23 protein-coding genes and 1 tRNA gene are annotated in these 25,296 nt (G+C 30.9%); 8 read left to right on the top strand and 16 right to left on the bottom strand.

Translation table 11 applies throughout. The features are described from left to right. Positions 1–2: 2 nt before the first annotated feature. From PTZ02_RS17560 to PTZ02_RS17550, 3 genes are all read right to left on the bottom strand, one after another. On the bottom strand, positions 3–986 hold the full coding sequence (locus PTZ02_RS17560; RefSeq protein WP_274229056.1) for a DUF4003 family protein: 984 nt from the start codon (positions 984–986) through the stop codon (positions 3–5). Positions 987–1,129: 143 nt separating this feature from the next. Further along, positions 1,130–4,039 carry a YhgE/Pip domain-containing protein gene (locus PTZ02_RS17555; RefSeq protein ID WP_274229055.1) on the bottom strand — a complete coding sequence of 970 codons (2,910 nt, stop codon included), beginning with the start codon at positions 4,037–4,039 and terminating at the stop codon, positions 1,130–1,132. Between the two features lie 222 nt (positions 4,040–4,261). Beyond that, a complete protein-coding gene (locus PTZ02_RS17550; RefSeq protein ID WP_274229054.1) occupies positions 4,262–4,828 on the bottom strand; it encodes a TetR/AcrR family transcriptional regulator in 567 nt (188 codons plus the stop codon). A 193-nt stretch (positions 4,829–5,021) separates the two neighbouring features. Here PTZ02_RS17550 and PTZ02_RS17545 point away from each other — a divergent pair, with 193 nt between their 5' ends. Then, a complete protein-coding gene (locus PTZ02_RS17545; RefSeq protein WP_274229053.1) occupies positions 5,022–5,909 on the top strand; it encodes a phosphatidylserine decarboxylase in 888 nt (295 codons plus the stop codon). 38 nt (positions 5,910–5,947) lie between these two features. On the opposite strand, the gene PTZ02_RS17540 is transcribed toward PTZ02_RS17545, so the two are convergent. Beyond that, positions 5,948–7,087, bottom strand: a complete 1,140-nt coding sequence (locus PTZ02_RS17540; protein ID WP_274229052.1) for a Card1-like endonuclease domain-containing protein — start codon at positions 7,085–7,087, stop codon at positions 5,948–5,950. Between the two features lie 228 nt (positions 7,088–7,315). Between PTZ02_RS17540 and gmtY the strand changes: the two genes are divergently transcribed. From gmtY to PTZ02_RS17515, 5 genes are all read left to right on the top strand, one after another. Continuing rightward, positions 7,316–8,803 (top strand): gamma-mobile-trio recombinase GmtY, encoded by a 1,488-nt coding sequence (gene gmtY / locus PTZ02_RS17535; RefSeq protein WP_274229051.1) that lies wholly within the window; start codon positions 7,316–7,318, stop codon positions 8,801–8,803. Then, positions 8,804–11,545 carry a gamma-mobile-trio integrase GmtZ gene (gene gmtZ, locus PTZ02_RS17530; protein ID WP_274229050.1) on the top strand — a complete coding sequence of 914 codons (2,742 nt, stop codon included), beginning with the start codon at positions 8,804–8,806 and terminating at the stop codon, positions 11,543–11,545. A gap of 19 nt (positions 11,546–11,564) precedes the next feature. Further along, a complete protein-coding gene (gene gmtX / locus PTZ02_RS17525) occupies positions 11,565–12,212 on the top strand; it encodes a gamma-mobile-trio protein GmtX (RefSeq protein WP_274229049.1) in 648 nt (215 codons plus the stop codon). Between the two features lie 195 nt (positions 12,213–12,407). Then, positions 12,408–12,602: a hypothetical protein gene (locus tag PTZ02_RS17520; protein ID WP_274229048.1), complete on the top strand. Its 195-nt coding sequence runs from the start codon at positions 12,408–12,410 to the stop codon at positions 12,600–12,602. Positions 12,603–12,908: 306 nt separating this feature from the next. Then, on the top strand, positions 12,909–13,934 hold the full coding sequence (locus tag PTZ02_RS17515) for an AbiH family protein (protein ID WP_274229047.1): 1,026 nt from the start codon (positions 12,909–12,911) through the stop codon (positions 13,932–13,934). A 391-nt stretch (positions 13,935–14,325) separates the two neighbouring features. Here the strand turns inward: PTZ02_RS17515 and PTZ02_RS17510 are convergent, their stop codons facing one another. From PTZ02_RS17510 to PTZ02_RS17470, 9 genes are all read right to left on the bottom strand, one after another. Beyond that, entirely contained in the window at positions 14,326–15,471 is a 1,146-nt protein-coding gene (locus PTZ02_RS17510; RefSeq protein ID WP_274229046.1) for an ABC transporter permease, read from the bottom strand. 1 nt (position 15,472) lies between these two features. Then, the gene (locus PTZ02_RS17505) at positions 15,473–16,615 is read right to left on the bottom strand and encodes an ABC transporter permease (protein ID WP_274229045.1); all 1,143 of its coding nucleotides are present in this window, start codon (positions 16,613–16,615) and stop codon (positions 15,473–15,475) included. Positions 16,616–16,632: 17 nt separating this feature from the next. Then, positions 16,633–17,568: an ABC transporter ATP-binding protein gene (locus PTZ02_RS17500; protein ID WP_274229044.1), complete on the bottom strand. Its 936-nt coding sequence runs from the start codon at positions 17,566–17,568 to the stop codon at positions 16,633–16,635. A gap of 132 nt (positions 17,569–17,700) precedes the next feature. Beyond that, complete coding sequence (locus PTZ02_RS17495; protein ID WP_274229043.1) at positions 17,701–18,804, bottom strand: sensor histidine kinase; 1,104 nt, start codon at positions 18,802–18,804, stop codon at positions 17,701–17,703. Positions 18,805–18,816: 12 nt separating this feature from the next. Further along, on the bottom strand, positions 18,817–19,458 hold the full coding sequence (locus tag PTZ02_RS17490; RefSeq protein ID WP_274229042.1) for a response regulator transcription factor: 642 nt from the start codon (positions 19,456–19,458) through the stop codon (positions 18,817–18,819). A gap of 144 nt (positions 19,459–19,602) precedes the next feature. Then, entirely contained in the window at positions 19,603–20,307 is a 705-nt protein-coding gene (locus tag PTZ02_RS17485; protein ID WP_274229041.1) for a TMEM165/GDT1 family protein, read from the bottom strand. 644 nt (positions 20,308–20,951) lie between these two features. Continuing rightward, a complete protein-coding gene (locus PTZ02_RS17480; RefSeq protein ID WP_274229040.1) occupies positions 20,952–21,191 on the bottom strand; it encodes a hypothetical protein in 240 nt (79 codons plus the stop codon). Between the two features lie 38 nt (positions 21,192–21,229). Continuing rightward, the gene (locus PTZ02_RS17475) at positions 21,230–21,415 is read right to left on the bottom strand and encodes a DUF6199 family natural product biosynthesis protein (protein ID WP_274229039.1); all 186 of its coding nucleotides are present in this window, start codon (positions 21,413–21,415) and stop codon (positions 21,230–21,232) included. A 12-nt stretch (positions 21,416–21,427) separates the two neighbouring features. Then, complete coding sequence (locus PTZ02_RS17470; protein ID WP_274229038.1) at positions 21,428–21,718, bottom strand: hypothetical protein; 291 nt, start codon at positions 21,716–21,718, stop codon at positions 21,428–21,430. Between the two features lie 223 nt (positions 21,719–21,941). Between PTZ02_RS17470 and PTZ02_RS17465 the strand changes: the two genes are divergently transcribed. Continuing rightward, positions 21,942–22,436 (top strand): hypothetical protein, encoded by a 495-nt coding sequence (locus PTZ02_RS17465; RefSeq protein ID WP_274229037.1) that lies wholly within the window; start codon positions 21,942–21,944, stop codon positions 22,434–22,436. 23 nt (positions 22,437–22,459) lie between these two features. Next, complete coding sequence (locus PTZ02_RS17460; RefSeq protein ID WP_274229036.1) at positions 22,460–22,987, top strand: hypothetical protein; 528 nt, start codon at positions 22,460–22,462, stop codon at positions 22,985–22,987. 88 nt (positions 22,988–23,075) lie between these two features. On the opposite strand, the gene PTZ02_RS17455 is transcribed toward PTZ02_RS17460, so the two are convergent. From PTZ02_RS17455 to PTZ02_RS17445, 3 genes are all read right to left on the bottom strand, one after another. Further along, complete coding sequence (locus PTZ02_RS17455) at positions 23,076–23,903, bottom strand: hypothetical protein (RefSeq protein WP_274229035.1); 828 nt, start codon at positions 23,901–23,903, stop codon at positions 23,076–23,078. Positions 23,904–24,131: 228 nt separating this feature from the next. Then, positions 24,132–24,208, bottom strand: a tRNA-Arg gene (locus PTZ02_RS17450). A gap of 62 nt (positions 24,209–24,270) precedes the next feature. Then, entirely contained in the window at positions 24,271–25,140 is an 870-nt protein-coding gene (locus PTZ02_RS17445) for a sensor histidine kinase (RefSeq protein WP_274229034.1), read from the bottom strand. Positions 25,141–25,296: the final 156 nt, after the last annotated feature.

Raw genomic sequence — 25,296 nt, 5'->3', positions numbered from 1 at the left:
TTTTAAGAACTTGATGCTGCAGAAGAAGCTGCCGCTGCTGAGGCTGCTGCCATCATAGCTTGCTGCTGCGCTACTGCTATTAGCTGCATTGATAATCCTGTAGATATGTCTGCCATCTTATTTTCTCCTTCAGTATACATGCTTGTAGCTAATATACAACTAAACATGGTTTTTATATAACCTTCAACTCCATACTTATATCCCTTCATACGTTTAAGCTCCTCATATATTTCAGAAACTTCACTGCATATAAGATTTGCATCATCAGTTATTAATGACATTAACGCTATTGATGGAAGTGTATAAGTTCTAACCTTAACCTTCTTTTCCTCTAATTCTGATACCATATGATCAAATAAACTTATTCTATAGTCAAAATCCTCACTTAAAGCTAAAATATGTGAGACAGTTTGAAGTCCGTTGCTTTTGCTATACTTCATTTTACTTAATTTATTGTAGATATATTCTATTTTTTCTGAGGTCTCTTTAACATCTAAATCTGTACATCCAAGAAGAGATGCATATACATAATCATCCTTAAAGGTTAAAAACATATGATTTCTTTTCATATCTTCATAGAATAGCTTAGTTCTTTCTATTTTTTCTTCTCTATTTTCAAAACTTGTGTTCTTTAAAATAGTATAAGCTATCATTGGACTATATTCATAAGAAGATATTCCTTTTTCCTTAAGCTTTAGTGTCCATTCTTCTATGTCCTTAAATACTTCCTTATAGTTATCTTCAAAAGATAAAAGTAGTGACATTAAGGATAGGTTATTTCCTCTAAACTTTGAAAATATTCCTGTTGTATCTTTAATGAAGTCTCTTATTTCTTTAATTTTTTGAGTTTCTATTCTTCTGTTCCTTGAAGCATAACTCAATGCTATGAAATGATTGAGTATAGCCATATCCCACTTAAATTCTTTTTTTGCTTCAAAATAATTATAGGTCATTAATTCTAATTTACCTTGTAATTCTACTCTCATAAATTCCACCTCAAATTATTATATGGTATCAAATAACCTTTTATGTGTTAATACTATCATTCGGACTTACCCATGTCAATATTTTCCGGGAAATTAAAAATGAAGCAAAAACCCTTAAGTTTCTGCTTCATTAATTCATTATTTTATGCTGCTTGTTTTACTTCTTCTATCTTATCTGATATATAGTCACCTTTTTTCTTAAATACTATAGTTAGTGATACAAATACTACTGAAATTAATGCAAATACACCTGAACACTGAGCTATTACAGATACGTCTGTTCCTGAAATAGCTTCTCTTAATGCTTTTACTGCATAAGTGAATGGCATATATGGATTAAGTACTTTAAAGAAGTTTGGTACTACTTCTAATGGGAAAGTACCTGCACAAGCTGTTAATTGAAGTATTAATAAAACTATTGCTATTAATTTTCCTCCATCTCCTAGTGTAGTTATGAAGAATTGAATCATAGCTACAAAAGTTAACGACATTAGCATATTAAATAAGAAATATAGTGCCATGTTTTGAGGACTTAAGCCTAATGCTAATACTATTAAACTTGCAAGTATTGCTTGAACCATACCTATAAGTCCTAGTGTCATATATTTACCCAAAACTACTGAAATTGAACTCATCTTCTTTCCTTCTCTTTCAGCCTTTGACTTAGGTGAAAGTACAAAGAACATCATAAGAGCTCCTACCCATAGAGATAATGGTATAAAGTATGGTGCAAAGCCTGTTCCGTAATTTTTTACCTCATCAATTATCTTATTATCCATGTTTACTGGATTTGAAATAAATGTGCCCATTTCATCTGGAGTATTAACTAATCCTTTATCTAAATCACTTGCTCCATCTTTAAGTTTAGAGGAAAGTTCATTAGAACCATCAGAAAGTTTAGTTACCCCATCTTTTAATTCAGGAACACTTCCTTTAAGGTCTCCAAGTCCACCTTTTAACTGAGTTGATCCATCATATAATTGGTTAACTCCACTTGTTAAGGCAGGTAGTCCATTAATTAATGCCTTAGCTTCCTCAATCTTTCCTTCACTTATAGCTATATTTGCTTCAGCTAATATCTGATCATTTGTCTTAAGATCCTTTTGAAGTCCCTTTACCATACCTACATACTTAGGACTATTTTGTAATAACTCCATAGTTTGTGGAGAAGATAAGTCATTTAATATAGGTTTTGCATTATTAATATCTGTTTGAACTGATATTAGCTTTGGAATTAGAGCTTTTACGCTTGGATCTTTTGATACTGTTGCTACATCCATTAGTAGATTTAAGTTGTCTTGATTATTAGCTATATCTGTTTTTAGTGTTCCTACGTTTGCCATAAGTCCATTAATTTCATTAATATTATCTGGTGTCATTAACTGACCTAGTGAATTTAATAATGGAACCTCATTATTTATAGCAGTCATCGTAGGATTATAATTGTTTAGTAAGTTCTTTAAGGCTGTTACACTATTTGGATTTTGAGCCATTAAGTAAGCCTTTGCTTTAACTGAAGCATCTAAGCTAGTTAACTGAGTTGATGCATCAGTTAATAATGCTTTGTTAGATAGTAATCCTTCAGTTAATGTTAACGAACCTGCTATTAATGCTGCTGAGCTTGTTGGAACTTGTATAGTTGGTGCATTTGTACTTGCTGCAGCTGCTGCTTGAGTTTTTATTGAATTTATTAATCCTTGAATATTAGTGTTTAATGCATTTATAGCTTGATCCTCTGTCATACCTGCATCTTTTAAAGGTTTAAGCATTTGATCTAAGCCAGCATTTATATTTTTTAGTTGATTATTAGTTGTTTCAACTTTTGTAATTAAATCCTGCATAGAGCTTGGATTACTTAAAAGTGCAGATAATTTAGTTATATCATCATTAGTGATAAGCTTGCTTGCACTTTGTAAATTGTTTGCTGCAACTGTTAATACTTTTAAGTTCTGTAATTGTGCATTAGCATCTGCATTTAATAATTCACTCGGAATCTTTCCTTGTAAATCTGCTAAAGTTCCTTGAAGAGCTGTTGCGTCTGTAAGTAGTTTATCAACATTCTGCATTCTTAATGCTATCTGCTGATATCCATCTGGATTATTAGGATTCATTTGAGTTACTAACTTTTGTATTGATGGCTGACTAAGAATTACCTTTAATCCATTTGAATTAGTTACAGCTTGTAAATCAGTAAAGCTCTTATTAACCTGATTTATGGTCTCTGGTGTTATTTTATCTAAAGAAGATAAATCCTTGTTTTCAAATTGTCTTGCTGTAGCTATTATATTTGTGATTTTGTCTTTATTTTCTGGAGTCAAATAACTTGAGATCTTGACTAGCTCAGCAGGATTTATAGTTGAAACATTTTTATTAAGTTCAGCTAATCCTCCATTTAATTGATTTGATCCATCATAAAGCTTATTAACTCCATCTTCTAAAGCTGGAATGTTTCCTTTTAGCGTGGTTAATCCATCTGCCAACTTACCGCTTCCATCTGCGGCATCATTCATTCCAGATTTTACAGTATCAAGATTTTCGTAAGTAACCTTCACATATTCCTTAGAAATCTTTTCATTAATTGTTGCCTTTAGTTTATCTTCTACCTTGCTTCCTATTTGAGATGCTAGGAAGTTTTTTCTATTGTTTGATGTATAAATAATATCTGCCTTTACAGGTGTAGAGTCTTTTGCAGTAACTACATTCTTTGAAAAATCCTCTGGGATTACAAACATGGAGTAATACTTATCTCCCTTTGTTCCGTCTACTGCATCCTGATAACTTACAAATCTCCACCCCATATCCTTGTTATCTTTAAGTTCATCTGTAATATCTTTACCATAGTTTACTTCTTTTCCATCCATTGTGGCTCCCGCATCGAGGTTTACAACTGCAACTGGAAGTTTATCCATTCTAGAATATGGATCCCAGAATGCCGCTAAATAAAGTAAGCTATAAAGCAACGGTACTATAATTATTCCTGCGATAGCAAATCTTAAGAATCTATTCTTATAAATTGAAGAAAGATCCTCCTTTGCAACTTTTAAAAATTTCATAACTTCACCTCATTCACCACTTTTTGTACTGACTAGTCAGTTCTATTTTGAGACTTTTTTGGGTTTTTGTAAAACATTTCTTTGTACTATATAGTCTAGTTTTAGGTGAAGTATATGATTTCATGTATATTTTTCTCAGTTTTTCTTTGTTTTTCATCTCATATTATTTTTTTGCAAAAAAATAAGAGTTTATATGAAAATCTCATATAAACTCTTTACTATCTATTTTGCACTTAAACCATGAAAAGTATATTCAATTAAGTGATTTACTACATCATCTATCTCTTTATCTTGATTTACTAGTTCATAAATTGCAGCAGAAACTAAGCTTCCAAAAAAGGTATAAGCAATAAAATATGAATCACCATTCTTAATAAATCCTTTATCCATTGCATCTTTTATATAAACTTCTATATTCCTTATATACTTTTGTAAATGCTCTCTAAGCTCTATTTGTCTTATTTCTTGTCCCCAAAGCTGACTCATTAAAACCTTGAAGAAATCTTTATTTCTATATAAAGCTGTAAGTTGTGTTTTACATATTTCCCTAAGATTATCTTCAGGGTTGTTATCTATATTGGCCACTACTGCTATTTCATCAGTAAGAACTCCAATGCCTTCGATTATTATAAACCTAAATATTTCTTCCTTACTTTTAAAATGGTAATATAAAGTACCTTTTGCAACCCCAGCCTCTAGAGCTATTTCATCCATAGTTGCTCCCTTATATCCATTCTTAGAAAATATTTTTATAGCTGCCTCAAAAATTCCTTTTTTCGTCTTATTCATAGTTATCCTCTCCATATGTTTTTTGACTAGTCAATACACTTAAACATACAAGTAATTAAATTATAGCACTATATCCTTTTAATAACTATCTGATTTATTTATAATTTAAAAATTTAACATATAAATGTTAATATTTTATTCTCTTTGTGCTAAAATTAATCACGTAATTATAATTCAAAGTGAGGATTATTTAATGATTAAAATATATAATAGAAAAACAAAAAGTTATGAAGTAGAAAATGTTGCTGGAGGAAAGTATATAGAATGGTCTTATGGTTCTCCTGTAGGGAAAAGTATAACTGAACTTTTCGTAAAGAAGAAACTATTTACCAAAATATATGGTGCTCATTGTGATACAAGAGGTAGCATTAAAAAGATTCCTGCATTTATTAAAGACTTCGATATTGATATGAGAATTGCTAAAAAGAAACCTGAAGAGTTTACTAGCTTCAATGATTTTTTTATAAGAGAATTAACTGAAGATGCTAGACCAATAGATAAAAATCCTGATATTTTAGTATCTCCTGGCGATGGAAGATTAAGTGCCTTTGAAAATATCGATATGGATAATGTTGTTCAGATAAAAGGTTTAACATATTCCTTAAAAGAACTCCTTTTAGATGAAAAAGTTGCTAGCGAATATAATGGAGGAACTTGTTTGATTTTAAGATTATGTCCAGTTGATTATCATAGATATCATTTTGTTGATAACGGGGTTTGCTTAGAATCTAAAAAAATAGAAGGCCATTACTATTCAGTTAACCCTATTGCTTTAAAGAATATTCCTAAACTATTCTGCCAAAACAAAAGAGAATGGAGTATATTCAAATCTGAAAACTTTGGTGACATAATTCATGTTGAAGTAGGTGCAACTTGTGTTGGGACTATAATTCAAACTTATAAACCATATGAACAAGTTAAAAAAGGGCAAGAAAAAGGCTACTTTAAGTTTGGAGGATCTACCACTGTACTATTCTTCAAAAAAGGTATGGTAAAGATAGATAAGGAAATCGTAGAACAAACTGAATTAGGTTTTGAAACAAGAGTCTTAATGGGCGAAACTATAGGCAAAAAAGCATAGTATAAATAAAAATCAGAGTTTATAAAACTCTGATTTTATTATTTTAAGCTTTCCTCTAAAGCTTTTTTAAACTCATTTCTATTTCCATTAAATATTATAATGTCTATATTCATTTCTTTTGCTCTTTCTAAAATAGAAATCTTCATAGGTGCTTTAGTTGCAACTAGAATTTTTTTAACTACCTGCCCTGCTGTTTTATTACTATATACATCAAGTTCATTTAAAGCCACATCATCATATTTAGAGCTATCTTTACAAGAAATACATATTAGCTTTGAATCCTTTATTGCCATAACATCAATTTCATTTTTAAGTCTTACCTCTTTCTCTCCCCATAAAAATAAAACCCCTGTTTTCACTTCTTCAATTTCTTGTATCTCTTCAATAATATTTTGAGTATATAATTCAAGCCAGCTGCCACTCTTAAATATAAAGCCTTTTATATAATTATTGGAGAACTTTACTGTAACTATGCCATCGCCCTCTTTATTATATTCCAGCTGATTTTTATCTTTTAGATATTCAATTGCTTTATTGCATAAACTTCTTTCCTTATCATTAAATAATTTTGTATCTATTCTTACTACAAAAGGGTCTTCAATATCATTGATAAATATTTTTTTATCATTTAACTTATATTTAATGTCTTCCCAAAAGTTTAAATTATTAGCTATGATATTAGCCATTTCTTTTAAAGTACTATTTCTATTAATATCTGTTGTCTCGCATATTATGCTTACTCCATTACTTTGTATTACCTCTTTAATATTTAAATCTTTAATATTAGTTTTTGTTATGCTTAAATTCCCCTTATCTAGTTTTAATAATTTTTCTTCTACTATATCTAGATATAAACCTTCAATATTAAATCTTTCACATAAGTGTACAAGAATAATCATTGATAAGCTGTTTAAATCCTTAAGATTTATTGCAATCTTTTCTTCTTTATATTTTTCAATTAAATTACTAACTTCTTCAAGTGATATAACTTCTAGTTTTATTAATTCAACAATAATTTCCGGGAACTTTTCTTTATAAAGCTCTTGTATATGATTAACTTCATTTTTCTCATTCTCTCCATGTAAAAATATAATCTTTTTAGGCTTAAAGGCTTCAGTAAGTAAGATAGCTTCTTGGTTATGTTCCTGTAATTTACTTATTAAAATATCATAACTCATTTTTCTCTTACCTTTCTTTTTTTTATTAGTTTGCCACTTGATTATTTTTTTATTAAAAAAGAAAAAGAGTTTTAAGACTATCGTATATAGGGTAAAATATTTATAATCAAACTACTGAAAAGGTATTACATTTTAATGATGTAGTACCTTTTTTATTGTTGTTATATATAAATATCTATAGTATTATATGTAATGTTATAATCAAACTATAGGTATAGGAGGATATATATGAGATATGTTCAAGTATCTTCAAAAACATATAGAGATAATACAGGAAGGAGCATAGACTTTCCTACTCTTCTAGTTGAGTATAATGGAGAGACAATGCTTTTTGAACAATTACATAGATATCAAATAAAGAATCGTAGTAAAAGCAGAACTTGGCATAAGAAGTTAGTACAAGCTGTTGGACTATTGCTTGATTATATGGAAGCTAATCAGAAATATTATTCTTCTGCAAAAGAATTCTTTGATACATTTACTGAGTCTGTTTATTCAGGAACAATAAATGAAGAAGGTTTAGATCCTTCGGGACTTTATTGGTTACCTAAAAGAGTTGAAACAGCGAATATGCTTTTATATGCTTTAAATGGGTTATCAGATTGGTTATATGAAGAATATGGTGCTGTTCAATTAAACCCTTGGAGAAAAGCCACAAGATATGAAGAACGACTTAACTGGATGGCACAGATAAACAAAAGTCAGAACTCGTTTCTAGGACATTTAGATGATGTTCATGAAATATCTGAAACTGCAAAATTAACTCGCAATGTTGTTAGAAGAAGAAAACCATACTCATCAAAAGGAGATACAAAAGCCTTCCCTGAAAATAAAATACATGAGTTACTATGGGAAGGGTTTAAGAATATAAGAAAGAACTATGAATTAGACCTTGTTGACCGCTATGACTGGCGTGATATTGCCATTACTATACTGATGCATGGTGGTGGACTTAGGCATAGTGAAGTATTTCATTTATGGGTGCAGGACGTCTTTCCTGGCCCAGAAGATCCAAATCTTGCTGTGGTACGAATCTATCACCCAAGCGAAGGAAGAGCCCCGCAGGATTTCAAGAACCCTACTACTGGTAAATATATAACAGATAGAGAAAGCTATCTGCTGTTAAAATATGGTTTGCTCCCACGCAATATGTATTCAGCACAGGACAAACGATTTGCAGGGTGGAAAGAGCCAAGACTTGATAGCGATGAAGATAAATACATGCATGTATACTGGTTGTCAAAGGAATGGGGATACATATTTATGTATGTATGGAAAATGTATATGGCAAAAAGATTAAGAGATGGCATTAAGGATACTCATCCATTTGCCTTTGTCTCACATTCGACTAGAACACTAGGAGAAATGATGCCACTTAGGACTCAGAGGGAGTCTCACGAAAAAGCGGTTGAAAAGATTGATTTGACAGTCGGAAAGAAATATGGCACTACTCTACATGGACATAGACACGCATATGGTCAAAGGCTTAAAAATGCCAATATACATAACCGCATCAAACAAGTTGCCATGCACCACAAATCCATAGAGTCTCAGAAAGTATACACAGAGCCAACAGTTGCAGATGTTACAGCTTCACTAAATAATGCCACTATATCTTTGGATAATGGTTGTGTACTTCCAATGCAGAATGAGATTGATGCATGGATGAATGAAGAAACTAAACAGCACAACAGATACAGATATAGGAGAAAGTGAATGGGAAAAAAAGGTTATGACAATTCTTTTAAGTATAAAATGATTGAAGAACTTTGCAGTGGCAAATCATCCAAGGATATTGAGCGAGAACATGGTGTTAAAAATAATACTGTCATGATATGGCTCCGAGATTTCATTGAAAACGGAGCCATTGGTGATAGTGCATTATCGCCAAAAGAAAATCTTAGGCTTGAACAGTTAAAGGAAAAAGCTAGGAAAAGAGAACTTGAGTTAAGGCTTCATGGAACGAGTACGAGTGAAAGCCTCGAATGGCTTTTAGAATATGATTCTGATTTACAGCAATGGAAAGAATATGCCGCGGAATGGATAAAAACGGTTGTAAGAGGTAAGAATATAGCACTTGCAACTCTATCAAACTTCTTTAAGAAATATGTTGTTCCTTGGAACATCACTAGGTCTGTTCAGGAGTTCATTTCAATAGAATATGACACCCTAGATTTTTACGAGATTATTTATGTAGAAAGAGACTCACAAGCCAATGCTTTAGATGAAGCAAAAAAGATTGTTGCTTTCATTGACTGGGTCATTGAGGAGAAGTTTTCGGTTGAAGATGATTTAGGAAACAAACTTACTCCAGCAGAATTTAAAAATCCTCTAACAAAATATTTACCAGACTCTGTAAAATTATCGCAACGTAATGAATCAGATAAAAATGTCCTGCCTCATAGATACATTAAAGACCTTCGTAATCTACTCTGCCCTCCAAATGCAACCTACTTTAAAGACTTGAAATTTGCACAAGGTGCAGGCGATTCAATTAGAGCAGGTGGTGATTGGTTCATTGTTGATAAGTCTGTTATTGATAAAAATGACCCAGACTGTGTTTACAGATTCAGAAAAGCTTCCAAGTATGAACAGACAAGTAAAGGACTTGCTGATGAAGTATATGAGATGTGGTTTCCAGGGACTACTGTGGCACTTTTGACAAAGCTCTTTCTTCCTTTGAGAACTTATCAGGTGCGTATGCTTGATAGTGGAGAAATGGATACTTATAAGTATGTGCAGTCTATGCGAAATGTGGCTGGAGAATGGATTAAGAATGATTCACATTTAAGTCAGGGTACAGAAAGAAATCCTTTTGAAAGAGGAGCTCTTCGTAAATTCAAAGACAAAACAACACAACTTGAAATGACAGGTTTTTTTATCAACACGAATAAAACAACAGACATCAACAAAGAGGAATCCGATAAAGGTTATGACATTCCCTGGCAGTACGAAGAAGAACAATACTGGCTTGCAAAACTTAGGGACTGGCAAATGAAGTACAATCCTATTTCTCAACCAGCAAAATGGACAGAAATGACAGCAAATCACTTAGGACATACAAAAGATGTGAGGATTTTAAAACAAATGGGGAAAACCACATTTCTTTTCAGAAATCCTACTTCAATAGGACAGGAACACTTGCCAATAAGAGCAACCGGATTGGACTATATTTGGTATAAGACACTTCAAAAGCTTGAGGAACAGCTTAAAGAAAATGCATCATCCGAAGAAGAAAGAACATTAAAGTTTGTGCGTCCAGACAGTAACAAAACGACTTATTATCCCCTTCATTCACTCAGAGTATCACTTATAACTGCCTATGCTCTTGAAGGCGGAGTTCCAATGCCTATTCTTTCAAAGGCTGTCGCAGGTCACACAAGACTCATTATGACTCTTTATTATACAAAAGCAGGTATTTCATATGTTACAGATACAATGAATCAAGCTGAAAAGAGCATCCTTGAAAATGATAAAGAAGCTTTTAATAGATTTATTAGAGATGCAAAGTATGAACAGTTAGAAACAAGTGTAGCTGCTAATGACCCAATAGCTTATCAGGCAGTAATCAACGCTCAAAAATCAGGCGCAAGTATTATCATAAGTGATAAAGGAATTTGTCCTAAAGGCTGTTTTGGATGCGATTCAGGCGGCACATATGTTAATGGTGATACGGATAAAATCACTTACGGTGTTGTTCCAGGTTTTCCAGAGCAGAATTGTGTCAGATGTAGATGGTTCGTAACTAGTCCCGCTTTTCTTCCAGGCTTAGTGCATCACTTTAATACCATAGGCTACAATATGGGCGAAACAGGAAAACGAGTGATTAAATATCAGCATGATATAGAACTTTTAGAAAATGAAAAATATGAATGTGAACTTAATGGAACCATATTTACAAAGCATCATGAATTGCTTAAATATGAGCAGTTATATGTACAGGAGATACAGAAGAATGATAAGCTAGCAAACGATTATAATGCCACTCTTCGTCTTATTGATAAGAGCATGAAGATAATCAAACAAACTTCTTCTAATGATGGATTTCAGCTTGTTACCGTAGGTTCTATATCAGATGTTGGAATTTCTATTAATAACATTGAACATGAACTTGAACAGCTTCAAATCATCTGTAATGGGGCTGAACTGTTTCCTGAAACAGATGCAAGCAAGGCAGTTCTTCAAAGGTCTCAAATCATAGATTTAACATTTAAAAATAACAATAAAATGCCCGTTATGTTCTCATTAACAGAAGAAGAACAGCTCATTGCAGGAAATCAATTCATGAGGCTTTTGATTAGTCGTGCAGGTAGTTTAAAAAATGCAATTCCCTATGCCATCGGGCGTAGAAAACTTGAAGAAATCGGCCTTGAGAATGAGTTTGTTGATGAACTTAAATCTGTGACTATAAATAGTAATGTATTACTAATAGATAGTTCTACTATTGATGAAGAATAATTTATGTATTGGAGGATATATGATAGAAATGCATCCAGATGAACTGTTCTCAAAGTTTTACGAGAACGCTTCCGCAAGGAAAAAGAAAACACTAGAACTCATACATAACGCCTGTAAAAAACAGTCTGAGTCTGACATAAAAGATTTTTCTATTGGCACTATAGCCAGACTGATAGCAGATGATGGCGGTCTAAGTGAACAGGCACTTAGAAACAAAAATGCCGAGGATTATAGAGTTTTGATAAGCCAGTGGGCTGAATACTATAAAGTTACCACTAAAAAGCCTAAAAAAGAAAAGACATCAACATTAAAAGATGATATCTTAGCAAGTATCTCCGAACCAACAACAAAGGCACTGGTTGGTATGCTTATGTCAGAGAATAAAAAGCTCAAAAGAGAAAACTCTCTGCTTAAGGAACAAACAACCTTAACGATTGATATGCGTACTATAAATGATATAAGCAGAAATAAGGATGTCGTTCTAGTCGAACCTTCTTATAATCTGACAGATACAGAAATAGATGCTCTGAGAAATGCCATATCAAACGAATTTATGAACCATCAGGGATGGACTACCGATAATTATGGCAGAGTAAAAGAAAACGGCATTCAGGTATATAAGGCAGGATATGTAACTGCCATACAAAAAATTCTCAATAAAATATAAAAATTCACATAGCCTTAAATCTTTTATAAAAAGGGTTTAGGCTATTTTTATTTTAAATTCTGTTAAAGAATAGTGTTGAAAATCTATATAATTTATATACATAATTATCCATACTCGATATAATTAACTTAAGACGTAATTGTAGAATAAAGCGAACTATACTAGTTCCTAATATTAAAAAAGGGGGATTCTAAAATGAAAAAATTATTACCTAGCATTTTACTGAGTTTTTTCTCATTTCCTTTAGGTTGTCTTTTGCGCTACATCTACTTTTTTACCCTTCCTTCTTATGGAGATGCAGGTATGGCATTACTGTCTATAGTTATCTCCTTAAATATAATTTCTCTTATTATGGCACTGAATGCTATAACTAATATAAAAAAAGAATAGTACGTATTTTTCTTATATTACGAAATAAAATAAAAGTTAAAAGTATTAGATTTTATTTAAGATGTATAGATTTAAACTACATCTAACAAAATGTTGCTGTCCACCTTAGCTGGTGGACTTTTCTTATATGGCGTCATGTAAATATATGGTTTATAATCTATGTAAAGGTTAGCGGTTAATAATCGCCAAGGCGCATTTAGAAAACGTAGATAGGAGTTACCTAAGTTTTCTAAACGCCAGCAACATGGAACGTTGGCGACATAATTAACTAGACTATGATTAAAATGATATAGATGGGGTGGGAGCATGAATTTAAATGTAATTGGTAATGGATTCGACTTGTATCATGGTTTGCCTAGTAGTTATTACTATTTTGGTTGTTATTTGATTAAGAATGATCCTGAATTCTATGAAGAGATTGGAAGAATGTATGAGCTTAATCATAGAAAGATGGTGGGTCCTGCTATAGCTCACGACTATAATTACGTGATTGAGAATATTTTTTGGAGTGATTTTGAAAGGCATTTGTCTAAGGTGTACGAGTACTTTGTGGTTGATACGTCAGTAGACGATTTAGATTTAGAATACCCTGACCCAGTAGAGATTGAACTAAAACACGACAAGAGTGCAGAACAACTAAAGAAGAAGTTTGCCAAGTGGGTAATAGACACTCTTGATCGGGAATCGAATTACTCTTTAATTAAGGAGCGTTTATTGAATAGTAGTGACCTTAATTTGCACAATGAAGATTATTTTCTACAATTCAATTATACCCATTCATTGCAAAAACTATATGGCATTGAGGATGATAAGATTCACTATGTACATGGCGAGTGCTTTGGAGATGATGGAGGTGAACTTATAGTTGGGCATGGCAATGACAGTAGAATTCAGGAAATTAAGGCGGTAATTGAGAAGTTGGATGAGGAGTATGATTTTACACAAAGTAGTTACAATAGAATAAATGAATATAGATGTTTGCTAAGTTATATAAAGAAGCTCAGAAAAGATGTAGAAGGATGTATGATGGAGTGTAGTTATTTCTATAAATTAATTGAAGAAGAAGTCGAGTATATCAATCTCTATGGTCTATCATTAGGTGAGGTTGATATCCCATATCTAGTTCAAATAAGACATAGATGGCCGAATGCCAAATGGAGATTTTCTTATTATTCTGAGTCAAATCAGGAACGTATTAATGATGTTGCCAAGAATAGTTTGAATTTAGATGAAGGTGAGTATGTAATGTTCAAATTTGCACATACGCTATCTAGAGATGTTTGCAGAGAAATTGTTAGTATAAGAGGTATTGACGAATACCCTAGCGTGTAGCGCACTGCCGTTAATTACATCGTCTAACAAAACATTCAAGTTCTCTTTAGCTTAAGAAGAGCGCCAAAGCACATTCCTTCATCAAGCCAAGTCTGGCTACTTTTAGGAACTTCTTGAATGCGATACGGTAATGAACAATCTTCTTTTTATACGAGCTAAATTAGAAAAGGCAGACCACTGAGAGGTGATTCTGCCTTTTTATTATTTGCTGTGATTTTATGAGTGATTCCATTGGTGAATGTAGCTGCTATTGCGTTATAAATGAAAAGTTTGATTATAAGGTTTGATTATATATAATCAAACTTAAAGCCTTTAGATATAAGGTTTAGTTTCGCTTGATTATACTTTTCACCCTATATTCAAAATACTTAAAACTCTTTTTAATATAAAACTATGCTAAATTTCTTATATCATCATTGCTATAGAACTTGTATATTGCAATTAAGAAGAAAGCTACTGCAAAGGCTATTATTATTAATATATTCATGTATATGCTTGAAATACTGTTTCCATCCTGAAGGCTGCTTAGTCCAGTTAATATCCACTTTTGTGGCATAAAATCTGATATTTTTTGAATATATTTTGGCATAATATCTATTGGGAAGAAACATCCCGAAAGTAAACATGTAGGCGTTATTAAAAGGTTTTGCATTGCTCCAACTCCACTTGTACTCTTTGCAAAAGAAACAGTAAGTAGCGAGAAGCCTACTGCTACAAATCCAAATAAGAATAGCATTCCAAACATTTGTATAAATGGCATTCCTATATCTATCTTCACCACCTGAGTTAAAACAAGTAAGGTTAAAATTATTTCAATGGTTACAATGATCATGCTTAAGAAAACATTTGCCATTATATATTTTCTAGAATTTATTGGTGCACTAGATATTCTAAAATAGGTTCTGTTTTGCTTTTCTTTAATTATTACTTCTGATAAATTTCCTGCTGACATAAGCACTATCATAATTAAAAATCCTATTGATTGTGCTGTCATGGCCTTAGATTTTGAAGTATCCTTTAAGGTATTTACTGATAAATTAAAATCATTACTTCTATAGTTTGTATAAATCTTTTGGAAGGTTTCCTTATCTCCAGCTGATACCTTGCTTATATCACTGATGTTATTTATATAATTATATAGATACGACTTAACATAGGCAGTTGCCTGCGCTCCTTTTATTGAAGTAACTTCTATATTACTTGGATTTCCACTTTCTACACTTTTAGAAAATCCATCTGTAATTATTACCACACAGTCTAGCTTTCCTGAGGTTACTTTGTCATTTATATCCCCTTCATCTATATTTTCTATCTTAAAGTTTCCTGATTTTTGCATATAATCAACAGCATCTTTAGCTATATAATTACTATCCTTATTTAAAACTCCGACTCTTAAATTATTATCACCACTTCCACTATAAACGACTAGGGATATTAATATTCCAATCAAAGGAGCAATTATATATAAGAAGATATTAGATTTTTTTCTAAAGGTGACCTTTAATCCATTTTTAACTAACCATAATATATCTTTCATCTTAAAGAGCCTCCCTTCTTCCAGCTATTACTCCGGATATTACTAAAAACAAACATGCTACTACCATATTTATAACTATTGATGGTATAACAGCATAACTATCTGAGGTATAGATTAGCTTATTTATTGCTTCATTATTCCAAGAAAGTGGAGATAACTTTACTAAAAAGTTTAAAATTCCAGTGCTATTTTCTGATGTAATTGGGAAATATGCTCCTCCCAAGAACGAGGATACTTGTACTACTAGCATAACAATTGCTCTAGGCGCTTCTGGCTTTTTAGTCATATAACTTACTCCAAGTCCAAAACTTGTAGCTAATATAACTTCAGTTAAAAGAACTAATATAACTAATCCTATATTTGAACCCCAATTTGCCTTAAATGCATATTTACTTACTAGCATAACTACAAGTACACAAAGTAAATTAGCCCCTATCCCTCCAAGAACTTTTCCTATTAATATCTCACTTTTTCTTACAGGTGCCGCAATGAGCCTAGTGTCTGTTTTATTCATTCTCTCTCCTCTTATTAAGAAACAAGCTGAGATTGCTCCATATAGTCCTATCATAGTTGTCATTGCTATTGAATAATAATCTATAGCTCCTGGGGCGCTTTTTGAATTTAGTGAAGTTTCTTTAATATAGCTACCTTCACTATTATCACTTATAACTATTCCAATCCCTTGAGGTTTAACTTTTACTACTTCAGAAACTAATTTATATTTATCAATAAAGCCTTTTAGCATTCCTTCTACGATGTTGCCTTCTATTGAAGTCCTATTATTTTCATCTAACTTAACACTATCGTTATTTACTTCAATAAACCCTTGGTATTTTCGTTTTTCAACTTGATTTTTCGCGCCTGCTTCATCATTTGTTTTCTCAAACTTTATGCCTTCCTTTTCAGCTTGTTTCACAAATTCATCAAAGTATTTAGTAAATTCTCCATCACTATTATCCTTATATACAACACTTATCTTATCTAGTGAAATAGATGACTTATCGCTGCTAAACTCACTAGATCCTGATAATGCTGTACCTAATATTAAGATCAATATTATTGGAAAAGCTAGCATAAATACAAGAGTTCTAGTATCTCTTAAAGTAGATTTCAGCTCCTTAAGAGCAATATTTATAATGTTCACTTTTTCTTCCTCCTATATTAATCTCTTAATGTTCTTCCAGTTAACGTTAAAAATACAGTTTCTAAATTAGGTGTCTTTGTCTCAACATTTTTTATTTCTATATCGTTATTTATAAAATATTGAATTATTTTATTTAGATTATTAACTTCTACTTCTGAATTAATCGTTACTGAATCCTCTTCTACCTTTACTGCCTTTACTCCATTTATATTTTTTATTTCTTCTTCTTTTAATTTGTCTGTAGACTTAACTTTTATTAAGTGTTCACTAGTATCAGTTACTATAAGCTTTAACTCTTCTTTTGTTCCATCTGCAATTATCTTTCCATGATCAACTATAGCGATTCTAGAGCAGATTTCTTCGACTTCCTCCATGTAGTGGCTTGTATAAATAATTGTGCAACCCATTCTATTTAATTCCTTAACTGATTCAAGGATATAGTTTCTTGATTGAGGATCTATACCAACTGTAGGTTCATCCATTATTATTAGCTTTGGTTTATGAGCTAGCGCACAAGCTATGTTTAGTCTTCTTTTCATACCACCAGAAAAATTCTTTGGATATTCCTTCATCTTATCAGTAAGTCCAACAAATTTTAATGCCTCTTCTGACTTTGTTTTAAGTTCTTCTCCTCTTAAGCCATATAACCCTGCAAAGAACTTTACATTTTCATAGGCAGTTAAATCTTCATATATAGCTATATCTTGGGGAACTATTCCTAGATTCATTTTTGTAAATCTACTATTCTTCTTAATATCTTTTCCAAGTATACTAATGTTTCCTTCATTACTTCTTAAAAGCCCAGATATCATATTTATAGTCGTACTTTTTCCTGCTCCATTAGAACCAAGAAAACCAAATATCTCTCCTTCTTCTACTGTTAATGACATATTATCTACTGCAATAAAATCTCCATATTTCTTTGTAAGATTTTTAATTTCTAACGCCTTCATTTAATCACCTCAAAAATACATTTATTTAACTTATGAGTTTATTATATAGAAAAAAGGTGGGCTTATTTAGTATATAAGTTCACCTTTCATACATGATAATATTCACTTTTTATATATGAGAATTTACATGGTCTATTTTATTGGTAGTAGTGTTGTTACTGAAAATCCATTACTTCCATCAACTATTATCTTACCATCAATAGTTGCAGTTCTCTCTTCCATTCCAACTATCCCTAGCCCCTTTTTGATTAGAGCCGATCCTTCTCCATTATCTTTAACTTCTGCTTTTATGAATTTATTTAATACCTCAATATTTACTAAAATATTATCTGCATTAGAATATTTCATAGAATTAGTAAGGGCTTCAGATATATTCTCAATTATTATCTTCCACTGAATATAGGATATTTTATCAATATCTCCTTTATATATTAATGTGGTTTTAATTCTGCTTTTCTCAATAAATTCATCTATCATAAGTTTAAGTCTATTTATTCCTATCTGTTCTTTTGGTGGCTTCAAGTTTTTAAGAGTTATTCTAATATCCTCTATACCATCTTTAGATATATTTATTGAATTAGTTAATAGTTCTTTTGCCTTATCCTTATCTCTATCTATTAATGACTTTGCAGCCTCCATTTGAATTAAAGCTCCAGTCATAGAATGTCCTATCTTATCATGTATTTCTTGAGACAATCTGTTTCTTTCCTCAAGCTTAAAAGTATACTCTGATTGCCTTAAGTATTCCTTATTCTCATTAAAATTTTTTGTTAGTCTATGCATATCTTTCCTCATAGAATCTGCTTGACTCTCTAAGCTATTTAATCTTTCTGTGTAACTTCTTGTCATGGTGAAAATAATAAAACTAAAGCCTAATATAAGGATATAGGTAGATATTATTTCCTTATCTAGAAATAGTGCTGGAACTAATGCTATCGCTACTGAGAAAATTCTTTTTTCTACATAATAATCTAATAACTCATATATATTTATAGGTAAAAATACCATAAATAATGGATTTACATATATGTATCCAATAATAATAAATACCATAGAAATCTCAATAAATGCTTTTTTATATTTTTCTGATTTTAATATATATATGCAGCTATTTATTGAACAATATATAAGTAGCCATAAAACTACCAATGCCCTGTTTTCTTTACCTGAATTAATATGTTCTATAATAATATATAAAATAACAATTAACTTATTAACTATAATCCATTTCTCCATTACTTCACCATGCTATTCTAGCTTACCTTTTAAATAATATATAGCTATCTGAGTTCTATGTTCTAGAGAAGTTTTATTAAGTATAGATGTTATATAGTTTGCTACTGTACCTTCTGATATAAATAAAGTTTTTGATATCTCTTTGTTTGAGTTTCCCTTTGCAATTAAACTCATAACATCAAGCTCTCTTTCTGTAAACAAACTTCTATCTATTTTATCTTCTTTTTCATTTTTATCCTCTTTTAAATTTTCTTTTATCTTATCAAGAACTACATCCTGCATAACATTGTTTCCATTATAAACACTTATTATGGCATCCTTGATTCTTTCTGGCTCATTATTTTTAAGTAAATACCCTTTAGCTCCATTTTTTATGGCTTCAAGTATATACTCATCATCATCGAAAGTTGTTAATATTAAAGGTTTCGTTTTAGTCTTTTCAGTAATTAGCTTTGTTGCCTCTACTCCATTCATATTAGGCATTCTAACATCTAGTATTGCAATGTCCACTTCGTTATTAATGCAGTAGTCTAGTGCTTCCTTTCCATCATTTAGCGTCTCTACTACATCAAATTCCTCATAAGTATTTAAAATTATTTTCATTCCTTCTCTTATAAAGGAATTATCATCTGCTATTATTATCTTTATTTTCATAGCTTGTGCCTCTCTTATCCATCTTATTATCATTAATTATATTTTACTATTCTGGATTTTTCTATAAGAAGCTATAATATTTTCTTGCCAAAAAAATAAAAGCCCTAATAATAGGGCTCTTATGTATCAACTTAGGCATATTCTTTAGCCTACTTCACCTTCTGAATTTTCATTTGCTAATACTATATCGCACGCTTGTCCATGATATGCAAGCTTAACTCCAAATATATAAATAAATACTCCTAGCACTAAGAAATAAAGAATTATAAATAGTGGGCTGATCATCCAAGCAGGTGCTATGTTATATAAAGTTAAGGTACCGAAGAACATAAATATAACTCCAGCAACCCATTTTATATATATTTCAGGTATGTGTCTGCACATCCATGCTCCGCCTATAATACCTATACCATCAGCAATTAACATACCTGTTGTTGTTCCCATTAATATAACTAATGGATTGCTGTTATCTGCTGCTATAGCTATTGTCATTAACTGAGTCTTATCTCCCATTTCTGCTAAGAAAAATGCTATTGCAACTGTTACAATTGGGCCAAATTTACGTTTTTTCTCATCATCTTCATCTATTTTATCTCCTCTTAATGTCCAAAGACCAAATATCAAAAATGATATAGCTGCAACCATCTTAATTATTCCCATAGGTATTAATGAACCTATGTAACTTCCTACTGCTACTGCAAGGGCATGATTAAATACAGTAGCAACTAAGACCCCTATCATTACTTGCTTTACTTTGTATTTGCTAGCCATAGCCATTGCAAGTAATTGAGTTTTATCTCCCATTTCTGCAACTACAACTAAAAACAAAGCCTTAATAAACTCCGCCATTTTTGTCCTCCTCTTAACTTAAAATTTAAAAATAAAAAAATCGTCAAGGCGATTATGAGCCGTCGATTTTTTTCTCGCATCTGCCTTTCCAAACGCATGTGAGGAAAATTTGGCAGGCGACTAATTCTATTTTTTACTCTTTAGGTTATCTAGCGAATCCTTAGATTATATCTTAAGCTTATAATGTTATCAAAAACCTTAAAATATTATAAATTCCTAAAGAGTTAAAAAAAAGACCTCTAACACAATGAAATCTCATTACTAGAATTAAAAACCTGTAAATTAATATAAAGGTATCTAATTCTAATAATAAAACCATCGTGCTAAAAGTCTCACTTGACTAAAATAAGCCACGATAAAGCCAGACCAAAGGTCAGTATGTTGACTTTATCACCAAAAAAGGCAGTTACTCCCTCTTAACATCTATAAAATATTATCATAAATTTTATATATATACAATAAGTATTTTCAAACGCGAAAAGTGAATAAGTAAGCCCCCTTTGCAAACTTATTCACCTTTGTAAATCTGATTAAATATAAATTTCTCCCATTTTCTCTGCCATAAATTCTAATGTCATATAAAAATTATAGCACTGCACTTTTTAGTTTTTCAAATATAAAATATCGCAAATTAGTGTATAATATTACATTTTTTTATTATATTTTTCATTACCATGTTTAAAGTTTCCTGTTACTTTTGCCATAATTAATTGAGCTTCCTTCGTGTCAGCATTCTTTATTCTTTGTAGAAATTTCTCACTTTCTTTACCTTTTAGAATCTTAATTAATTTCCCGCTCCAATATATAAATACTTTATTATCCTTTGAAACATTAAAATTAAAAGGTTCTTCCTCTAACTTATTTCTTTTATCTATTTCACCCATTTTTTATACTCCACTTTTAACTAATCTAATATGAATTTTTAATTAGGAATTGCAAGCCATACAACAATCAGCATTACTACAGACATAACTCTAGTCATAATAAGATACAATGTACTTGGTTCCACATCTTTAAACTTCCACCCTTCAGATATCTTCCACGAAAGTCTAGGATTAATTATTCCAATAATTAAAATTATACTAATGATAATTTTTATAAATATCATACTTTACCCCCATCATAATTTTGACTTTTCACTAATTCCGACTAACACTAAAGCTAGTCCCAATAATGCAACTGCTAATATACAGCTGAACATAAAAACTGCTACCCCCATATCTGTAGATATGGTATAGCCTACAAAACCACAATAACTTGAAAATAGTAAAACCCCAAGTACTGGGCTTAAAATTATTAATACTAATCCTATGGTTATTTTACTTATATTTATTCTACTTAAGGATGGTTCTTTTAGCATATCCGTAAATATCTCTAAGTTTTCTTCTTGACTAAGGGGTTCTCTTCTCATTTAGCACCTCTCAATATTTTAACTATTATGGAAATTATATCACAATAGTGTGTTGCATTATAACATCCCCCAAACATTTTTTTCCAGAAATGTTATATACTTAATTCAAATTTTATTAGAATACCTCTATATAGATTAGTCTTTACTAATTATTAGTTAATTTTTTACTTTTATGTTACTATTAACAATAATTATTCTGTTACTATTTAGAGGGGGTCATTATATGAAAAAACGTACTTTCATGATTACAACTTTATTTATTTCAGTAATTATAATATCTTTGATAATATACAACAATTCTTTAAATACAGTTAATGTACCTAGTGATGTTATAGAAAATATAGTTAAAAATGACGTAGAACCTACTGCAGGTTTAAAATCCTTTGGTGGTAAAGTATTTTGTGATTATTCTATAGTTATATCTGAAGAAAAATATGGTGAAATCAATGTTTATCTATGGCTTTACAGTCAGGAACTTTACGTTGATTCTAATAAAATAAAGAGTGGAACTGGAACTATAGATCCCGCTGTACTTCATTTGAAGAAAGAAGATAATACCTATATATTAAAGACCTTTTATGTATCCTCTGAAGCAGCTGGTTCAGATTCTATGAGAAAATTTCCCCTAAGAGTGAGAAACAAATTTAAATCAAATAACTATAACTTTTCATATGACACTAAGCTTTATGACCGGGCTAGGGAATATTTCAAAATTTAAATAAATTTGAAGGAGTGGATTTTTTGAATAAACGCTTTGTACTACTACTGTTAGTCTTGATTTTTTCTATATCATTATTTGATGCTTGCTCATCACAAAAACCAGATGCAACAAATATATCTACCAATTCTAGTAAGAATGAGACTGATGAAAATACTCATACTTTAGCTATGCCTGAAAAAATAATCTATTATGGTAAAGGCAATACAACCACATTTACAAAAGATGATAAGAAATTTAATGCCCTAGTTAATGAGATTAATTCAAGAGTTAAGAATATTAAAGGACAATATAAAAGTATATTTATGCTTGATGATATAAAAGGAAAAGGCATGCTTCTAGAACTTGATTACCCTAAAAAACATACCTTTGAATACACTAAAGACAATGGTGAAAAGGAGACCTTTACCTATACTAAGCTTTATTTTGATCTAGATAAGAATGATGAAATCAGTAACGAAATGGCTTTTGAAGGCGAAGGATATGGTCCTGTTGGTAAGTTACTACCTACTGATAAGTTATTAGACATATTAAACGCTATATGGGACTAAACTTTATGGGGACTTAAATGAGCAAAATTTGCCTCAACGATAACTCACTTTCTAAACAATATATATTAATATTGCAGCTATAAATTTGTTAATTAAGTCCTTTTAAAATATCTGGTAAGTCACCACCAGACGGACTAAAGTTTCCTTCCTTAATACCCCAACTTGTAGATTGGAAGTTTTTATTATCTATTTTTATATCTATATTTTCAATAGAATTAGATTGTACAGTAGCCTTTACTACTCCGGAATTTCCCCAGCCGTCATCAGAAAACTTTGTTGTTACTGTCCCATCTATAATTTGCCCATTTATATCAATCTTAGCTAATTTATCTATTTTATTATTCAAAACATTTACCCTATAAAACTTTGCAGAAAAATAATTGCCTTTTACTTGTTTTTTTAATGGAAACATGTACTCTCCATCTTTATCAAATTTTCCCAACTTACTTATTTCTTCATTACTTGTAAGTGTAACATTTATTTTTAAATTTCCTGTAGCCTTAACACCGATAATTTTTATTACAGATTTTCCAGGAGGTATTTTATCATTTATACTTCCATCTCCATTATTTTTTACAATATCGGTTACTTTACCATCAGGCTTAACAAGTATAACTCTAACATCTCCATTATCAAACTTAGAATTATAAAGTATTGTTATGTCAGTTCCTTCTACAGAATATAAATTCATAACTTCCATACATCCATTTAAATCTTTATAATCCCTGTCTACACCTTCATAGTTTTGTTTACTTTCTACACTAGTTAAATTGAACTTCTCCAGTAAACCACTCAAACTATTTACATCTGCACTTATATATTTTTGATAATCTTCACCAATGCTTTTTGTGCAACCATTTAAACTTAGTGCTACAGAAATAATGCTAATTGCATATATAATATTAAGTTTCTTCATTTTTCCCCCACAAATCCATCTTTCAGTTAAGTATTATTACAAAGTTATCCTTTGTTTTGATAATATTCCTCAAAATTATATTTAAGTTTATTTTATCATGTTAACCCATAAAAATACATATGAGGGATTTCTATAGCAAATAAAAAAAGGCCTGCAAAAGCCTCATTTATCCAAAATAAAAAAGTGGATAAACAAGCACCCCTTTGCAAGCCTAACCACCTTTGGTTTTGGTGCGGCGAAGAAGATTCGAACTCCCGACCCTTTGATCCGTAGTCAAATGCTCTATCCAGCTGAGCTATCGCCGCAAATATTTAATTCACAAGTTTTATAATATCATATATAATTTTATAAAGTCAATACATGAAGTCTAGTAAATATCCGAAAATTCGATTTCTAATACTTGTACCTTAGTATTTGCTTTTATTTTTCTGCTGAATCCACATTCTTCATCAATGCACCTAGGTAATGTTACTATAAAGTTACATCCCTTATCTTTATTATTATATACAGAAATATTTCCATTGTGAGTTTTTACTAAATTGTATACTAAATTTAGTCCAATTCCATTTCCTTCATACTCTGAAGTAATATTTTTTACAACCTTGTGGAATCTATTAAATATTAACTCCATTTCTTCTTTTGGAATTCCAGGACCTTGATCCTTAAATTCTATCTTTACATCTTCCTCACTAACAGTTAGATTAACTAGAATTTCTGAATTTTTTGGAGAAAACTTAATTGCATTTGAAAGTAGATTCATAACTATTCTGTCAATAACTTCGGGATCTACTGACATTTTGCATTCCTCTTCATTTGTATCGAAAATTATAGATATGTTTTTATCCTTAGCATATTCATTAACAGAGTTAACTATATTCTCTACTAAACATATAATATCTAGATTTTCCTTATTACATATAAAATAGTCATTTTCTAATTTCGTCACATCAATAAGATTATTCACAAGCTTTAACATCTTGTAACAGCTTTTTGTAATAGTTTGTGTATACTCTTTCCACTTCTTGTCACCCTCATTCACTGACTTATGCTTAATTTTAAGTAACTGAATAACACTTAAAACTACATTTAAGTGAGTTCTTAGGTCATGTGCTATATTTAAAATAAAATCTTCTCTTACACCTTGAAGATCCTTGCACAAGTTAACTTTCTTTTCATAATCAGTTAAGGTATTTCCCAAAATTTCATAAAAATTAGACTCTTCCCTTAATTCAACCATGGCATATACTCCTCTATCTTAGTGCATACACTTTATATAACTTTCTCCCCTTACAATTTTACAATAAATTGGAAAATTTGTCCATATATTTGTATCCTCTAAATTATTCCCTTTATTTATAAAATATATACTGTTAAAGCTTTTCAATGAAATTAG

It is taken from the genome of Clostridium sp. 'White wine YQ', from assembly GCF_028728205.1.
Taxonomy (GTDB): domain Bacteria; phylum Bacillota; class Clostridia; order Clostridiales; family Clostridiaceae; genus Clostridium_T.
Note: the sequence above shows the minus strand (reverse complement) of the source record. Positions and strands in the feature narration are given on the sequence as shown.

Excerpts from the sequence above, each read along its gene's own strand:
- PTZ02_RS17510 (WP_274229046.1), bottom strand. The coding sequence starts at position 15,471 with ATGAAAGATATATTATGGTTAGTTAAAAATGGATTAAAGGTCACCTTT.
- PTZ02_RS17550 (WP_274229054.1), bottom strand. The coding sequence starts at position 4,828 with ATGAATAAGACGAAAAAAGGAATTTTTGAGGCAGCTATAAAAATATTT.
- gmtX (WP_274229049.1), top strand. The coding sequence starts at position 11,565 with ATGATAGAAATGCATCCAGATGAACTGTTCTCAAAGTTTTACGAGAAC.
- PTZ02_RS17545 (WP_274229053.1), top strand. The coding sequence starts at position 5,022 with ATGATTAAAATATATAATAGAAAAACAAAAAGTTATGAAGTAGAAAAT.
- PTZ02_RS17540 (WP_274229052.1), bottom strand. The coding sequence starts at position 7,087 with ATGAGTTATGATATTTTAATAAGTAAATTACAGGAACATAACCAAGAA.
- PTZ02_RS17495 (WP_274229043.1), bottom strand. The coding sequence starts at position 18,804 with ATGGAGAAATGGATTATAGTTAATAAGTTAATTGTTATTTTATATATT.
- PTZ02_RS17500 (WP_274229044.1), bottom strand. The coding sequence starts at position 17,568 with ATGAAGGCGTTAGAAATTAAAAATCTTACAAAGAAATATGGAGATTTT.
- gmtZ (WP_274229050.1), top strand. The coding sequence starts at position 8,804 with ATGGGAAAAAAAGGTTATGACAATTCTTTTAAGTATAAAATGATTGAA.
- PTZ02_RS17560 (WP_274229056.1), bottom strand. The coding sequence starts at position 986 with ATGAGAGTAGAATTACAAGGTAAATTAGAATTAATGACCTATAATTAT.
- PTZ02_RS17485 (WP_274229041.1), bottom strand. The coding sequence starts at position 20,307 with ATGGCGGAGTTTATTAAGGCTTTGTTTTTAGTTGTAGTTGCAGAAATG.
- PTZ02_RS17480 (WP_274229040.1), bottom strand. The coding sequence starts at position 21,191 with ATGGGTGAAATAGATAAAAGAAATAAGTTAGAGGAAGAACCTTTTAAT.
- gmtY (WP_274229051.1), top strand. The coding sequence starts at position 7,316 with ATGAGATATGTTCAAGTATCTTCAAAAACATATAGAGATAATACAGGA.
- PTZ02_RS17490 (WP_274229042.1), bottom strand. The coding sequence starts at position 19,458 with ATGAAAATAAAGATAATAATAGCAGATGATAATTCCTTTATAAGAGAA.
- PTZ02_RS17520 (WP_274229048.1), top strand. The coding sequence starts at position 12,408 with ATGAAAAAATTATTACCTAGCATTTTACTGAGTTTTTTCTCATTTCCT.
- PTZ02_RS17475 (WP_274229039.1), bottom strand. The coding sequence starts at position 21,415 with ATGATATTTATAAAAATTATCATTAGTATAATTTTAATTATTGGAATA.
- PTZ02_RS17470 (WP_274229038.1), bottom strand. The coding sequence starts at position 21,718 with ATGAGAAGAGAACCCCTTAGTCAAGAAGAAAACTTAGAGATATTTACG.
- PTZ02_RS17455 (WP_274229035.1), bottom strand. The coding sequence starts at position 23,903 with ATGAAGAAACTTAATATTATATATGCAATTAGCATTATTTCTGTAGCA.
- PTZ02_RS17555 (WP_274229055.1), bottom strand. The coding sequence starts at position 4,039 with ATGAAATTTTTAAAAGTTGCAAAGGAGGATCTTTCTTCAATTTATAAG.
- PTZ02_RS17465 (WP_274229037.1), top strand. The coding sequence starts at position 21,942 with ATGAAAAAACGTACTTTCATGATTACAACTTTATTTATTTCAGTAATT.
- PTZ02_RS17515 (WP_274229047.1), top strand. The coding sequence starts at position 12,909 with ATGAATTTAAATGTAATTGGTAATGGATTCGACTTGTATCATGGTTTG.
- PTZ02_RS17445 (WP_274229034.1), bottom strand. The coding sequence starts at position 25,140 with ATGGTTGAATTAAGGGAAGAGTCTAATTTTTATGAAATTTTGGGAAAT.